The sequence below is a fragment of the Variovorax cryoconiti genome, assembly GCF_051216395.1.
Classification (GTDB): domain Bacteria; phylum Pseudomonadota; class Gammaproteobacteria; order Burkholderiales; family Burkholderiaceae_C; genus Variovorax.
Genome location: NZ_JBPJZI010000001.1, coordinates 248,462 through 262,841 on the forward strand (window position 1 = coordinate 248,462; position 14,380 = coordinate 262,841).

Annotated in this window: 16 protein-coding genes and 1 tRNA gene; 12 read left to right on the forward strand and 5 right to left on the reverse strand. The window is 66.6% G+C overall.

The window, feature by feature from the left end; translation table 11 throughout:
- Positions 1-5: 5 nt before the first annotated feature.
- Both ACSFA2_RS01295 and pdxA read left to right on the forward strand, forming a co-directional pair.
- On the forward strand, positions 6-779 hold the full coding sequence (locus ACSFA2_RS01295; protein ID WP_435453507.1) for a Nif3-like dinuclear metal center hexameric protein: 774 nt from the start codon (positions 6-8) through the stop codon (positions 777-779).
- On the forward strand, positions 776-1,846 hold the full coding sequence (gene pdxA, locus ACSFA2_RS01300; protein WP_435453508.1) for a 4-hydroxythreonine-4-phosphate dehydrogenase PdxA: 1,071 nt from the start codon (positions 776-778) through the stop codon (positions 1,844-1,846). The genes ACSFA2_RS01295 and pdxA overlap by 4 nt, the downstream gene beginning before the upstream one ends.
- Here pdxA and mscL read toward each other — a convergent pair.
- Entirely contained in the window at positions 1,833-2,261 is a 429-nt protein-coding gene (gene mscL / locus ACSFA2_RS01305) for a large conductance mechanosensitive channel protein MscL (protein WP_435453509.1), read from the reverse strand. The two genes, pdxA and mscL, sit on opposite strands and share 14 nt — an antisense overlap.
- A gap of 157 nt (positions 2,262-2,418) precedes the next feature.
- Here mscL and petA point away from each other — a divergent pair, with 157 nt between their 5' ends.
- The 6 genes from petA (at position 2,419) to ACSFA2_RS01335 (ending at position 6,658) form a co-directional block, all read left to right on the forward strand.
- The gene (petA, locus tag ACSFA2_RS01310) at positions 2,419-3,033 is read left to right on the forward strand and encodes a ubiquinol-cytochrome c reductase iron-sulfur subunit (RefSeq protein WP_435453510.1); all 615 of its coding nucleotides are present in this window, start codon (positions 2,419-2,421) and stop codon (positions 3,031-3,033) included.
- A 13-nt stretch (positions 3,034-3,046) separates the two neighbouring features.
- Entirely contained in the window at positions 3,047-4,447 is a 1,401-nt protein-coding gene (locus ACSFA2_RS01315) for a cytochrome b (RefSeq protein ID WP_435453511.1), read from the forward strand.
- A gap of 16 nt (positions 4,448-4,463) precedes the next feature.
- The gene (locus tag ACSFA2_RS01320) at positions 4,464-5,219 is read left to right on the forward strand and encodes a cytochrome c1 (RefSeq protein ID WP_435453512.1); all 756 of its coding nucleotides are present in this window, start codon (positions 4,464-4,466) and stop codon (positions 5,217-5,219) included.
- A gap of 103 nt (positions 5,220-5,322) precedes the next feature.
- Positions 5,323-5,934: a glutathione S-transferase N-terminal domain-containing protein gene (locus ACSFA2_RS01325; protein WP_286541916.1), complete on the forward strand. Its 612-nt coding sequence runs from the start codon at positions 5,323-5,325 to the stop codon at positions 5,932-5,934.
- Positions 5,935-5,963: 29 nt separating this feature from the next.
- Positions 5,964-6,533, forward strand: a complete 570-nt coding sequence (locus tag ACSFA2_RS01330; RefSeq protein WP_435453513.1) for a ClpXP protease specificity-enhancing factor — start codon at positions 5,964-5,966, stop codon at positions 6,531-6,533.
- A gap of 49 nt (positions 6,534-6,582) precedes the next feature.
- Positions 6,583-6,658, forward strand: a tRNA-Thr gene (locus ACSFA2_RS01335).
- 44 nt (positions 6,659-6,702) lie between these two features.
- Here ACSFA2_RS01335 and ACSFA2_RS01340 read toward each other — a convergent pair.
- On the reverse strand, positions 6,703-7,014 hold the full coding sequence (locus tag ACSFA2_RS01340) for a hypothetical protein (RefSeq protein ID WP_435453514.1): 312 nt from the start codon (positions 7,012-7,014) through the stop codon (positions 6,703-6,705).
- A gap of 160 nt (positions 7,015-7,174) precedes the next feature.
- On the opposite strand from ACSFA2_RS01340, the gene secA reads away from it, so the two are divergent.
- The 4 genes from secA to mutT all read left to right on the forward strand — a co-directional run bounded on the left by secA (position 7,175) and on the right by mutT (position 12,628).
- The gene (gene secA, locus ACSFA2_RS01345) at positions 7,175-9,964 is read left to right on the forward strand and encodes a preprotein translocase subunit SecA (protein ID WP_435453515.1); all 2,790 of its coding nucleotides are present in this window, start codon (positions 7,175-7,177) and stop codon (positions 9,962-9,964) included.
- A 33-nt stretch (positions 9,965-9,997) separates the two neighbouring features.
- A complete protein-coding gene (gene argJ / locus ACSFA2_RS01350; RefSeq protein WP_435453516.1) occupies positions 9,998-11,227 on the forward strand; it encodes a bifunctional glutamate N-acetyltransferase/amino-acid acetyltransferase ArgJ in 1,230 nt (409 codons plus the stop codon).
- A gap of 85 nt (positions 11,228-11,312) precedes the next feature.
- The gene (locus ACSFA2_RS01355; RefSeq protein ID WP_435454153.1) at positions 11,313-12,182 is read left to right on the forward strand and encodes an ATP-binding protein; all 870 of its coding nucleotides are present in this window, start codon (positions 11,313-11,315) and stop codon (positions 12,180-12,182) included.
- Positions 12,179-12,628 carry an 8-oxo-dGTP diphosphatase MutT gene (gene mutT / locus ACSFA2_RS01360; RefSeq protein WP_435453517.1) on the forward strand — a complete coding sequence of 150 codons (450 nt, stop codon included), beginning with the start codon at positions 12,179-12,181 and terminating at the stop codon, positions 12,626-12,628. Before ACSFA2_RS01355 ends, mutT begins: the two co-directional genes overlap by 4 nt.
- Positions 12,629-12,635: 7 nt before the next feature.
- On the opposite strand, the gene ACSFA2_RS01365 is transcribed toward mutT, so the two are convergent.
- The 3 genes from ACSFA2_RS01365 to coaE form a co-directional block, all read right to left on the reverse strand.
- Positions 12,636-12,848 carry a DNA gyrase inhibitor YacG gene (locus tag ACSFA2_RS01365; RefSeq protein ID WP_286644454.1) on the reverse strand — a complete coding sequence of 71 codons (213 nt, stop codon included), beginning with the start codon at positions 12,846-12,848 and terminating at the stop codon, positions 12,636-12,638.
- A gap of 59 nt (positions 12,849-12,907) precedes the next feature.
- Complete coding sequence (gene zapD, locus ACSFA2_RS01370; RefSeq protein WP_435453518.1) at positions 12,908-13,663, reverse strand: cell division protein ZapD; 756 nt, start codon at positions 13,661-13,663, stop codon at positions 12,908-12,910.
- Positions 13,664-13,764: 101 nt separating this feature from the next.
- Positions 13,765-14,364: a dephospho-CoA kinase gene (coaE, locus tag ACSFA2_RS01375; protein ID WP_435453519.1), complete on the reverse strand. Its 600-nt coding sequence runs from the start codon at positions 14,362-14,364 to the stop codon at positions 13,765-13,767.
- Positions 14,365-14,380: the final 16 nt, after the last annotated feature.

The window sequence follows — 14,380 nt, forward strand, 5'->3', positions numbered from 1 at the left end:
GCGGGATGACGACCACCCGCCACGAACTTCTCCACGCGTTCGACCTGCTGCTGGCGCCCGAGCGCTTCAAGGACTACGGTCCGAACGGGCTGCAGGTCGAAGGCCGCACCACGGTGCGCAAGATCGTCTCGGGCGTGACCGCCAGCCGCGCTCTGATCGAGGCCGCGATCCACGCGGAGGCCGATGCGATCTTCGTCCACCACGGCCTGTTCTGGCGTGGCCAGGACGGCCGGGTCACCGGCTGGATGCGTCAGCGCCTGGGCCTGCTGCTGGGCGACGACGTGAACCTCTTTGCCTACCACCTGCCGCTCGACGCGCACCCGGAGCTCGGCAACAACGCGCAGCTCGGACTGCAGCTCGGCCTGGTCGCGAACACCGGCGCGGCGGGCCGTTTCGGGGAGCAGAGCCTGGGCTTCATCGGTGGCCGCGACGATGGCGACGTGTTCGCCGATGCGGCAGCGCTGGCCGCGCATGTGCAAGGGGTGCTCGGCCGCCACGTCACGCTCGTCGAGGGCGCACGCCGACCGATCCGGACGGTGGCGTGGTGCACCGGCGGCGCCCAGGGCTACTTCGAGGCCGCGATCGCGGCGGGCGCCGACGCCTTCATCACCGGCGAGCTGTCTGAGCCGCAGGCGCACTACGCGCGCGAACTGGGCGTGGCCTTTCTCGCGTGCGGCCACCATGCCACCGAGCGCTACGGCGCGCCGGCGGTGGCGGCGCATGTCGCCGCGCAACTCGGACTGAAGCACGAGTTCATCGACATCGACAACCCGGCATGAGCCCATCGCCAGACACATACGGCTTGCCCATCGCGGTCACGATGGGCGACCCGGCCGGCATCGGCCCGGAGATCGTCGTGAAGGCCTTCCGAGATTCGCCCGCGCTGACCCGTGGCTGCTTCGTCGTCGGCGACGTGGGCACGTTGCGCGCCGCGCAACGGCTGCTGAGTGACCCGGCGGGTGTATCGATTCCGCTGGCGTTGATCGACCGTCCCGACGAGGTGGCGCACTTGCCCCCGAACTGCCTGCCCGTGCTCCAGGCCATCGCGCCGCCCCAGGGCGTGGCGATGGGGCAGGTCGGTGCCGCGGCCGGCAAGGCGGCCGGCGACTGCGTGGTGTGGGCGGCCCGCGCGGCGCTCGCCGGGCAGGTGTCGGCGATCGTCACCGCGCCGCTGCACAAGGAATCGTTGGCCGCCGCAGGTTTCAGCTACCCCGGTCACACGGAACTGCTGCAGGCCGAGGCCGCGGCGCACCTCCGCCGCCCGGTGGCCGAAGTGCCCGTGCGGATGATGCTGGCCAACGACGAGATGCGCACCGTGCTCGTCAGCATCCACATGTCGCTGCGCAACGCGATCGAGGCGGTGCACTTCGACGGCGTGCTGGCGACGATCCGCATCGCGCATCGCGCGCTGAGTGCCGCGTTGGGCCGCCCGCCGCGCATCGGCGTGGCCGGCTTGAACCCCCATGCGGGCGAGGGCGGGCTGTTCGGCTCGGAAGAGCGCGAGATCATCGCGCCGGCGATCGCCGCCGCGCGGGCCGAGGGCATCGACGCGCACGGTCCCTATGCGCCCGACACGGTGTTCATGCGGGCCCGCGCCACACCCGCGAAGCCGGGGGAATTCGACGTCGTGATCGCGATGTACCACGACCAGGGTTTGATCCCGGTCAAGTATCTGGGTGTGGAGAAGGGCGTGAACGTCACGCTCGGGCTGCCGCTGGTGCGCACCAGCCCGGACCATGGCACCGCCTTCGACATCGCCGGCACCGGACGCGCCGACGCATCGAGCCTGATCGAGGCGATCCGCATGGCGCGATCGCTCGCGCCGGCGGCACTCAGGGGCGCTTGAGGCTGTCGCGGATCTCGCGCAGCAGCGCGATGTCTTCCGGCGGTGCGGCCACGGCGGGCGCGGCTTCTTCCTTTTTGCGCAGCTTGTTCACCTGCTTGACCATCATGAAGATGATGAAGGCCAGGATGATGAAGTTGACCGCGATGGTGATGAAGTTGCCGTAGGCCAGCACAGCCACGCCGGCCTTCTTCAGGTCGGCCAGGTTGTTCGCCACGCCGGCCGGAACGGTCCCCAGCACGACGTAGAGATTGGAGAAGTCGAGCTTGCCGAACACGAGGCCGACGATGGGCATGATGATGTCCGCGACCAGCGAGTCGACGATCTTGCCGAAGGCCGCCCCGATGATCACGCCGACGGCCAGGTCGACCACATTGCCCTTGACCGCGAACTCGCGGAACTCTTTCATGACGCTCATCGGAAGCTCCTCGCCGGTGTGAAGGCCGGCCAGTATAGGAGGCATCCGAGGGCACGCACACACCGTGCCACGCGGTGCCGTGCGCGTTGAGGTCGCCTGTGACGCTCCGCTACAATCGCCGGCTGATCCCACCCCAGCGACAAGATTGAGGACCCCCATGAGTGACATCCCCGTCGGCGCCCCCCGGATAGACAAGAGCAAGCGGACGTGGTTGATTGCCTCCAGCTGCGCCGGCGCGGTGGGTGGTGTGGCGACGGCGATCCCGTTCGTCAGCACGTTCCAGCCTTCCGAGCGCGCCAAGGCCGCCGGTGCAGCGGTCGAGGTCGACATCGGCGCGATGCAGGTCGGCGAAAAGATCACGGTCGAGTGGCGCGGCAAGCCGGTGTGGATCCTCAAACGCACGCCGCAGCAGATTGCCGAACTGCCCAAGCTCGACAGTCAGCTGGCCGACCCGAAGTCCGAGCGCAACCCCAGCGAATTCACCCCCGAGTACGCCCGCAACGAAGGCCGCTCGATCAAGCCTGAAGTCCTGGTGGTGGTCGGCATCTGCACGCACCTGGGCTGCTCGCCGATCGACAGGCTCCAGGCCGGGCCACAGCCCTCGCTGCCCGACAACTGGGAAGGCGGCTTCCTCTGCCCGTGCCACGGTTCGACCTTCGACCTGGCCGGCCGCGTCTTCAAGAACAAGCCCGCGCCGGACAACCTGCCGGTGCCGCCGCACATGTACCTGTCGGACACCCGCCTGCTCATCGGCGAAGACAAGAAGGCCTGAGGGAAGAGACGACATGGCTGAATTCAAGGAAATCTCCCCCAACGCCCCGGCCGCCGAGCGAGCGCTCAACTGGGTCGACAACCGCTTCCCGCTGACCAAGCTGTGGAACGACCAGTGGGGCAAGTACTACGCGCCCAAGAACTTCAACTGGTGGTACATCTTCGGCTCGCTCGCGATGCTGGTGCTGGTCATCCAGATCGTGACCGGCATCTTCCTGGTGATGCATTACAAGCCCGACGCGAACCTCGCCTTCGCCTCGGTCGAATACATCATGCGCGACGTGCCCTGGGGCTGGCTCATCCGCTACATGCACTCCACGGGCGCCTCGGCGTTCTTCGTGGTGGTGTATCTGCACATGTTCCGCGGCCTCATCTACGGCAGCTACCGGAAGCCGCGTGAACTGATCTGGATCTTCGGCTGCGCGATCTTCCTGTGCCTGATGGCCGAGGCCTTCATGGGCTACCTGCTGCCCTGGGGCCAGATGAGCTACTGGGGCGCACAGGTGATCGTGAACCTGTTCGCTGCGATTCCCTTCGTCGGTCCCGACCTCGCACTGCTGATTCGCGGCGACTACGTGGTGAGCGACGCCACGCTGAACCGCTTCTTCAGCTTCCATGTGATCGCCGTGCCGCTGGTGCTGCTCGGTCTGGTGGTGGCCCACCTGATCGCCCTGCACGAAGTCGGCTCGAACAACCCCGACGGCATCGAGATCAAGGCCAACCTCGGCGCGGACGGCCATCCGCTCGACGGCATTCCTTCGCACCCGTACTACTCGGTGCACGACATCTTCGGCGTCGTGATCTTTCTGACGATCTTCTCCGCGATCATCTTCTTCGCGCCGGAGATGGGCGGCTACTTCCTCGAGTACAACAACTTCATCCCGGCCGATTCGCTCAAGACGCCGAACCACATCGCCCCGGTGTGGTACTTCACGCCCTTCTATTCGATGCTGCGCGCCATCACCAGCGAGATGATGTATGCGCTCATCGCCTGCGTCGTGGGTGCCGCCGTGTTCGGCGTGTGGAAGGCGCGGGTCGCAACCTTGGTCAAGGGCGCGATCGTCGTGGCCGCCGTCGTCGTCGCCGTGCTGATGCTGTCGATCGACGCCAAGTTCTGGGGCGTGGTCGTGATGGGCGGCGCCGTGATCATCCTGTTCTTCCTGCCCTGGCTGGACCACAGCCCGGTGAAGTCGATCCGCTATCGCCCGACCTGGAACAAGGTCCTCTACGGCGTGTTCGTCATCAACTTCCTGATCCTGGGCTACCTGGGCGTGCAGCCGCCGTCGCCGCTCGGCGAACGCGTCTCGCAGGTGGGAACGCTTTTCTATTTTGGTTTCTTCCTGCTGATGCCGTGGTGGAGCCGTCTGGGCGAATTCAAGCCGGTGCCCGAGCGCGTGACCTTCGCTGCGCACTGAGCTGGAGAGAAGAACAATGAAGAAACTGATCCTCACGCTGATCGCCGCCCTTGGCATCGTCACGGGTGCCCACGCCGCGGAAGGCGGTCTCGCCTGGGACAAGGCGCCCAACCGCACCAACGACCTGGCCTCGCTGCAAAACGGCGCCAAACTGTTCGTCAATTACTGCCTGGGCTGCCACTCGGCCGCCTTCATGCGCTTCAACCGCCTGCAGGACATCGGCATCTCCGAGCAGCAGATCAAGGACAACCTGCTGTTCACGACCGAGAAGGTCGGCGACGTGATGAAGGCGAACATCGATCCGCGCCAGGCCAAGGAATGGTTCGGTGCGAACCCGCCCGACCTGACGCTGGTCGCGCGCTCGCGCGCCGGCCACGGCGGCACCGGTGCCGACTACCTCTACACCTACCTGCGCACCTATTACCGCGACGACACCAAGGCGACCGGCTGGAACAACCTTGCCTTCCCGAGCGTCGGCATGCCACACGCGCTGTGGGAACTGCAGGGCGACCGCCGTCCGGTCTACACCAAGGTCGAGCAGCACGGCCACGAGGTGGATGTGTTCAAGGGCTGGGAACAGGTCAGACCCGGTACCATGACGCCCCTGCAGTACGACCAGGCCGTCGGCGATCTGGTCAACTACCTGCAGTGGATGGCCGAGCCGGCGCAGAACACGCGTGTGCGCGTGGGCGTCTGGGTGCTGTTGTTCCTGCTGATGGCGCTGGTCTTCGTCTGGCGACTCAACGCGTCGTACTGGAAAGACGTCAAGTAGTCGTGCACATGCCGATCGGCGCGCGCCCCAGGGGGGCCAGCCGGTCCCACGGAGTGGGTTGCCAACGCGACCCACTCTTTTTGATTTTTAGGAGTCTCCCGCCATGATGGTTCTGTATTCAGGTACGACCTGCCCCTTTTCCCACCGCTGCCGCTTCGTCCTGTTCGAGAAGGGCATGGACTTCGAGATCCGCGACGTCGACCTGTACAACAAGCCCGAAGACATCAGCGTGATGAACCCGTACGGCCAGGTGCCGATCCTGGTCGAGCGCGACCTGATCCTGTACGAGTCGAACATCATCAACGAGTACATCGACGAGCGCTTCCCGCATCCGCAACTGATGCCCGGCGACCCGGTCGACCGCGCCCGCGTGCGCCTGTTCCTGCTCAACTTCGAGAAGGAACTCTTCGTGCATGTGTCCACGCTGGAGAACCGTACCGCCAAGGGCAACGAGAAGGCACTGGAGAAGGCGCGTGCGCACATCCGCGACCGCTTGACGCAACTGGCGCCGGTGTTCCTCAAGAACAAGTACATGCTGGGCGACAACTTCTCGATGCTCGACGTGGCCATCGCGCCGTTGCTCTGGCGCCTGGACTACTACGGCATCGACCTCAGTAAAAATGCGGCGCCGCTGCTGAAGTACGCCGAACGCATCTTCTCGCGCCCGGCCTACATCGAGGCGCTGACGCCGTCCGAGAAGGTGATGCGCAAGTAAGCGTCGTCCAACGCTTTTTTCCGTTCCTCATGCTCAACGCCCTCGAATCGTCCTCCACCCGCCCTTATCTGATTCGGGCGATGTACGAATGGTGCACCGACAATGGGTTCACCCCCTACGTGGCGGTGCAGGTCGACGACAGCGTCCAGGTGCCGCGCGAGTACGTGAAGAACGGCGAGATCGTGCTGAACGTCAGTTTCGACGCCACCAGTTCGCTCAAACTCGGCAACGAGTTCATCGAGTTCAAGGCGCGCTTCGCGGGTTCGGCACGTGAAATCGTCGTGCCGGTCGGGCGGGTGATCGCCATCTACGCGCGCGAGAACGGTCAAGGCATGGCCTTCCCGGCGCCTGCCGCCGCAGCCGATGGCGGTGGTCTCCCGACGCCGATCGCGGCCTCGACCCCCGTGGCTGCGGCGCGCACGCCGCTGCGGGAGGCCTCTCGCGACGGTGAAGGCGAGGCCGGCAAGGTCGTTCATCTGGTGACGACCGAAGGCGCGCCGGACGCGCTCGACGCGTCCGACACCGGCGTCGACGGGACCGAGCCGCCGCGCCCGCCCGCCGGTGGCGGTGCCAAGCCTTCTCTGAAGCGCATCAAGTAAGCGTCACCGGGGCGTGCCTCGGTGACCCTTGGATAGAATCCAGCCCCACGCCGCTTTAGCTCAGTTGGTAGAGCAACCGCCTTGTAAGCGGTAGGTCGTCAGTTCGATTCCGACAAGCGGCACCATTTTCCTTTTTCGCATCGAGTCCTTCGACGCCCGGCCTGCAGAGTCAGCGCCGCGTCTGCACCTTGATGCGGATGCTCGCCACCTTCCAGCCCCTCGCGTTCAGCCGCGCTACCAGCGTCGGCGCCAGTTGGCGCAGCTTGGCTGCCGCGGCGCTGCCCTGCACGATCAGGCACCACACGTCGTCCTCGGCCGGTCCCGGTTTGATGGCCGGACGCATATCGACCGGAATCAGGCCCTCGATCGCCTTCAGCCTGTCGGCGGCATCCTGCGCGCGCGCCAGCAACCCCGCCAGGGTGGGTGATCCATCGGCGGCCTGCAGCAGCGTGAAGGAATTGAATCGGCGATTCGATGACATGAGGGGATGAGGTCAGTGGCTAAAATGCCCGGTTTGCCGGCGTTCGCGCCGGCACGGGCCGCTTGGCTTTTGCAAAAGCGCGCCCATGTGCTTTCACCCTATCTTAGGGATTTCGTCGTGGCATCCGAATCCGTTCGGGCGCTCGATCGATCCTTCACACATGGCCACCAACTTCCTGACCCAAATCTTCGGCAGTCGCAACGACCGGCTACTCAAGCAGTACCGCAAGACCGTGGAACGCATCAATGCCCTCGAGCCGCAGTTCGAGACACTCAGCGACGATGCGCTGCGCGCCAAGACCGGGGAGTTCAAGGACCGCATCGCCAAGGGCGAGTCGCTCGACGACCTGCTGCCTGAAGCCTTCGCCACGGTACGCGAAGGCTCCAAGCGCGTCATGAAGATGCGCCACTTCGATGTCCAGATGCTCGGCGGCATGGCGCTGCACAACGGCAAGATCTCCGAGATGCGCACGGGTGAAGGCAAGACGCTGACCGCCACGCTGCCGGTGTACCTGAACGCGCTCGCCGGCAAGGGCGTGCACGTGGTCACGGTCAACGACTACCTGGCCAATCGGGATGCGCAATGGATGGGGCGCCTCTACAACTTCCTCGGCCTCACGGTGGGCATCAACCTGCCCAACATGCCGCGCGAGGAGAAGCAGGCGGCCTACGGTTCGGACATCACGTACGGCACGAACAACGAGTACGGCTTCGACTACCTGCGCGACAACATGGTCTACGAGTCGCGCGACCGGGTGCAGCGCGTGCTGAACTACGCGATCGTCGACGAGGTGGACTCGATCCTGATCGACGAGGCGCGCACGCCGCTGATCATCAGCGGCCAGGCCGAAGACCACACCGACCTGTACCTCGCGATCAACAAGGTCGTGCCCCTGCTCGTGAAGCAGGAGGGCGAAGAGGACCCGCGCACCGGCGAGGGTGTGACCAAGCCCGGCGACTTCACCGTCGACGAGAAGACGCACCAGGTGTTCCTGACCGAAGACGGCCACGAGAAGGCCGAGCAGCTGCTGTCGGAATTCAAGCTGCTGCCCGAAGGCGCGTCGCTGTACGACCCGACCAACATCACGCTGATGCACCACCTGAACGCCGCCCTGCGCGCGCGTCACCTGTACCACCGCGATCAGCACTACGTGGTGCAACAGGGCGAGGTGGTGATCGTCGACGAGTTCACCGGGCGTCTGATGAGCGGGCGCCGCTGGAGCGACGGCCTGCACCAGGCCGTGGAAGCCAAGGAAGGCGTGGAGATCCAGGCCGAGAACCAGACGCTGGCATCGATCACCTTTCAGAACTACTTCCGGCTGTACGGCAAGCTGGCGGGCATGACCGGCACGGCCGACACCGAGGCCTACGAGTTCCAGGAGATCTACGGGCTCGAGACGGTCATCATTCCGCCCAACCGCATCAGCCGGCGCGACGACCAGCTCGACCGCGTCTACAAGACGACGCGCGAGAAATACGAAGCCGCGATCGAGGACATTCGCGAATGCTACGAGCGCGGCCAGCCCGTCCTGGTGGGCACCTCGTCGATCGAGAACTCGGAAATCATCGATGCGCTGCTGACCAAGGCCGGTCTGCCGCACCAGGTGCTCAACGCCAAGCAGCATGCGCGCGAAGCCGACATCGTGGCCCAGGCCGGCCGCGCGAAGATGATCACCATCGCGACCAACATGGCCGGTCGCGGCACCGACATCGTGCTCGGCGGCAACATCGAGAAGGTGATCGCCGCCATCGAGGCCGACGAGGGCATGGACGAAGCAGCGAAGGCGGACGAGATCGCCCGCGTGCGCGCCGAATGGACGAAAGACCACGAGGCCATCAAGGCCCTGGGCGGCCTGCGCATCATCGCCACCGAGCGCCACGAGTCGCGCCGCATCGACAACCAGCTGCGCGGCCGTTCCGGCCGGCAGGGCGACCCGGGCTCGTCGCGCTTCTACCTGAGCCTGGACGACCCGCTGATGCGCATCTTCGCGGGTGATCGGGTCAAGGCCATCATGGACCGGCTCAAGATGCCCGACGGCGAGGCGATCGAAGCCGGCATCGTCACGCGCAGCATCGAGAGCGCGCAGCGCAAGGTCGAGGCGCGCAACTTCGACGTGCGCAAGCAGCTGCTCGAGTACGACGACGTCTCGAACGACCAGCGCAAGGTGATCTACCAGCAGCGTAACGACATTCTCGATGCGTCCGACCTGACGGCGCAGATCGCGGGTCTGCGCGAGGGCTGCTTCAGCGAACTGGCACGGCAGTACGTGCCCGCGGAATCGGTGGAAGAGCAGTGGGACCTCGCCGGCCTCGAGAAGACGCTGGCGAACGACTGGGCGCTCGACCTTCCGCTCAAGAGCGAGGTCGAGGCCGCCACCGCGATCAGCGACGACGACGTCGTCGAGAAGGTGGTCCATGCCGCCCACGCCGCGTTCGACGCCAAGGTGGCCCAGGTCGGCCAGGAGAATTTCACGCAGTTCGAGCGCATGGTGCTGCTGCAGAGCATCGACACGCACTGGCGCGAGCACCTGGCGTCGCTCGACTACCTGCGCCAGGGCATCCACCTGCGCGGCTATGCGCAGAAGCAGCCCAAGCAGGAATACAAGCGCGAAGCCTTCGAGCTCTTCGGGCAGCTGCTCGACTCGGTCAAGAACGAGGTCACGCGCCAGCTCATGACGGTGCGCGTGCAGTCGGGCGAGCAGCTCGAGGAAGCGGCCGAAAACATGGAAAGCCGTGCTGAAGCCATCTCCAACATCACCTACACCGCGCCCACCGAGACGGGCGAGGTCGAGGTGCGTGTCGACGAGGAAAGCACCCGCCGCGCTGCCGCGGCCGCCGCTGGTCTTGGGCTCGGCGCCGATGCAGCGGCCTTTGCGCGCGTCGGCCGCAACGACCCGTGCCCCTGCGGCAGTGGCAAGAAGTTCAAGCAGTGCCACGGCAAGCTGACCTGATTCCCCATCGATCCTCTTTGTGAAGACCACGCCATGCCAGTGAACCTGACCCCTCCCAATCCGGCGATGCTGCACGCGGTGCCGGGCGTGCGCATCGGTGTGGCGGAAGCCGGCGTGCGCAAGGCCAACCGCAAGGACCTGACGGTCGTGCTGATCGATGAAGGCGCCGCCGTCGGTGGCGTGTTCACCCAGAACCGCTTCTGCGCCGCGCCGGTGCAGGTGTGCCGCGAGCATCTGGCCAAGGGCTACGGCATCCGCGCCATGCTGATCAACACCGGCAACGCCAATGCCGGCACCGGCCAGGACGGCCTGGCGCGCACGCACCAGAGTTGCGTGGCGCTGGCGCGCGAACTCGACATCGCGCCGGAACAGATCCTGCCGTTCTCGACCGGCGTGATCATGGAGCCGTTGCCGGTCGACCGCATCGAGGCGGGGCTGCCGGCGGCGCTGGCCGATGCGTCGGCCGATCATTGGGCGCGTGCGGCCGAAGGCATCATGACCACCGACACCGTGCCCAAGGCCTTCAGCCAGCAGGTGCAGATCGGTGGCGCGACCGTCACCATCACCGGCATCAGCAAGGGCGCCGGCATGATCCGCCCGAACATGGCGACCATGCTCGGCTTCATGGCCACCGACGCGCAGATCGATCCGGCGCTCATCCAGCCGCTGGCCAGGGCGCTGGCCGATGCGTCGTTCAACCGCGTGACCATCGACGGCGACACCTCGACCAACGATTCCTTCGTCGTCATCGCGACGCAGAAGGCCGCGCACGCGCGCATCGATTCGCTCGACTCGGCCGACGGCCGCGTGCTGGTCGCGGCGATGCAGAACGTCGCACGCCTGCTGGCCCAGGCCATCGTGCGCGACGGTGAGGGCGCCACCAAGTTCATCACCATTCGCGTAGAAGGAGGCCGCGACGCCGCCGAGTGCCGGCAGGTCGCCTACGCGGTCGCGCATTCGCCGCTGGTCAAGACGGCCTTCTTCGCCAGCGACCCGAACCTCGGCCGCATCCTGGCCGCGGTCGGCTATGCCGGCATCGACGACCTCGACCAGACCGGCATCGATCTGTACCTCGACGACGTGCACGTCGCGGTCAAGGGCGGGCGCAATCCGTCGTACCGCGAGGAAGACGGGCAGCGCGTGATGAAGCAGAGTGAAATCACCGTGCGCATCGGCCTGGGCCGCGGCGACGCCACCGACACGGTCTGGACCTGTGACCTGAGCCACGACTACGTGTCGATCAACGCCGACTACCGTTCCTGATGGCCCCCACGTTCATCACTGCGTGTATTCACTGCCCCCCGAGGGGGCGCTCAACGCCCTTCGGGCGGCCGGGCGGGCGTCGTCGATGAACGAGAAGTTCGAGAACCTCATCGAGCGGGCCGAGCAGCTCGTCGCCCGCATCGAGTCGATCCTTCCGCAGCCGCTGCAGGCCCCCGCTGACTGGGATGCCGCCATCGCCTGGCGCTACCGCCGGCGCAGCTCGGGCCACGGCACGCTGGAGCCGGTGCGCCATGTGGCGCCGATGCCGCTCGATGCGCTCAAGGAGATCGACGTCCAGAAGGAGAAGATCGAGCGCAACACGCGCCAGTTCGTCGAGGGCAAGCCGGCCAACAACGTGCTGCTGACCGGTGCACGCGGCACCGGCAAGTCATCGCTCATCCGCGCCTGCCTGCAAGCCTATGCGCCGCAGGGCCTGCGCCTGATCGAGGTCGACAAGGCCGAACTCACCGACCTGCCGGACATCGTCGAGGTCGTGGCGAACCGCCCCGAGAAGTTCATCGTCTTCAGCGACGACCTGAGCTTCGACGAGGGCGAGCCGGGCTACAAGGCGCTCAAGTCCATCCTCGATGGCTCGGTGGCGGCGTCGACGCCCAATGTGCTGATCTATGCAACCAGCAACCGGCGCCACCTGCTGCCCGAGTACATGAAGGACAACCTCAGCTACACGCACACCGACGATGGCGAGGTGCATCCGGGCGAGGTGATCGAAGAGAAGATCTCTCTGTCGGAGCGCTTTGGCCTGTGGGTGAGCTTCTACCCCTTCAGCCAGGCCGAGTACCTGGCGATCGTGGCGCAGTGGTTGTCGTCCTTCGGTGTCGACGCGGCGGCCATCGAAGCCGCGCGGGCCGAGGCGCTGGTCTGGGCGCTCGAGCGCGGTTCGCGCAGCGGGCGTGTGGCCTACCAGTTCGCGCGCGACTACGTGGGGCGTGCATGAGCACCACGGCGGTCGACACGCGCAAGCACACCGAGGTGGCGGTAGGCATCCTGATCCGTGACGAGGACGATGCACTGCTGCTGTCGACCCGACCCGAAGGCAAGCCCTACGCCGGCTACTGGGAGTTCCCGGGCGGCAAGATCGAATCGGGCGAAACCGTGGAGCAGGCGCTGCGCCGCGAGTTGCAGGAAGAGCTCGGCATCACCATCGCAGGGGCCGATGTCTGGAAGGTCACCGAGCACGACTACCCGCATGCGCTGGTGCGGCTGCACTGGTGCAAGGTGCGCGCGTGGGACGGTGACTTCGAGATGCGCGAAGGCCAGGCGATGCGCTGGCAGCAACTGCCGCTGGACGTGATGCCGGTGCTGCCCGGCGCATTGCCGGTGCTGGCCTGGCTGGCCGAAGAGCGCGCTTCAGGCGAATCACGCGCCGCAAGCGCCGGCTGAGCAGGCGTTACTGCAGGCGCGGGTCGCCGAAAGGCTCGTCGTCCGGTGGTGCCTCGGCCGGCATGCGGAATTCTTCGCTGGCCCAGGCGCCGAGGTCCACGCCCTTGCAGCGCGCGCTGCAGAAGGGGCGGTAGGCATTGCCGGGGCCGTAGATGCTGTCCTGGCCACAGGCGGGGCAACGCACGATGCGGTCGCCGGTCGGGGTGGTGCGGGTGGTCATGGCTTTTCTCTGCGCGCCGTGCCGACACGGGCAGCGACGCCGGTTCGTTCAGGCGCGTGTCAGGCGCACAGGGTCAGTTCAAAGGGGGTGTCTTCGAGGCTCGCGTGCAGGCGATCGTCCGATGCATGCCGCATCATCCGCACCGACACCATCAACCGGTTGCCGCTGATCTCCGGGATCAGTCCGAGGCGGGGGTCGATGCGCAGCCGCAGCAACTGGAAGCTGCGGCCCTGCGGCAGGTTCTGCTGGAACTGGCCGCCAGCGGCCATCACCTTGTAGGGCACGTCGGCATCCCGCAGCAGCTTGAGCAGGAGATAGATCGATTCGGCCAGCGGCGCCAGCGTCGACGACCAGCGTTCCAGGTCGACGCGCCGCGCAGCGGCGGGCCGGTGCTGCCAGGCGTGGTAGGCCGGCAGGTCGAATTCGCAGGTGCCGCCCGGAATGCCCGCCCGGCTGCGGATGCTCATGAGCCACTCGTTCTCCGTCAACGACTGTCCGGCCTTGCCGGGCACGGTGTTGAGGGTGGCGAAATTGCGTTCGAGCTGGCCCACCACCTGGTCGAGCACAGCCTCGGAGATCGCGGGGTTGCCGCGGTAGCTGTTGAAGACGTTCTTGTGCTTGTCGAGGTCGCGCAGCACGTCGGACTTGAGGTCGGCGCGCGCGGCGACGTCCATGATCTCGAAGATCGTGACCAGTGCGTAGTGGTGCGAGAGGGCGGATTCGGCGGGGACCAGTTCACCCAGACGGCGGAACAGGTGCTCCAGCCGCAGGTAAGTCCGGATGCGCTCGTTGAAGGGGTACTCGTAAAGAATCACGCGGTGTATCGATTTCCTGTCGCGGGATCATAGCCCCAGGGTGCACGATGTGGTGTGTCGTGTTGCTTCGTGGGCCGATCGCCGCGGCTGGGCCCCATGGCTCAGGCCGCAGGATGCCCGATCCAGTGGGCCCACAGGCTGCGCACTTCGCCGGCCAGCGCCTCGAGGCTCAGACCATCGTTGAAGACCACGGCGTCCGCGGCCGCGCGGCGTTCGCGGCGCGGCGCCTGCTGGGCGATCACGGCCCGTACGGCGTCGGGCGCCCACCCGGAGCGCGCCACCACGCGGGTCCGTTGCGTGGCTTCACTCGCGTCGACCACCAGCACGCGGTCGACGACGCGCCGCCAGCGCTTCGACTCCACCAGCAACGGGACGTCGAAGACGAGGGTCGTGCCCGCGGCTGCCGTGGCCTGCCGCTCGGTTTCGATGCCGATGAGGGGGTGCAGGATGGCTTCGAGCCGTCGCTTGGCATCGGCCTCGGCGAACACGATCTCGCGCATGCGTGCCCGATCCAGTCCGCCGGCCGCATCGAGCACGCCGGCCCCGAACGTCGCCTGGATCGCGGGGATGGCCGGGCCACCCGGCAGGGTGATGGCGCGCGAGATGGCATCGGTGTCGATCAGGGTGGCGCCCAGATCGCTCAGCATCGCAGCGACCGTGCTCTTGCCGCTGCCGATGCCGCCGGTCAGGCCGATGCGCATGGTGTGCGTCTCCCCC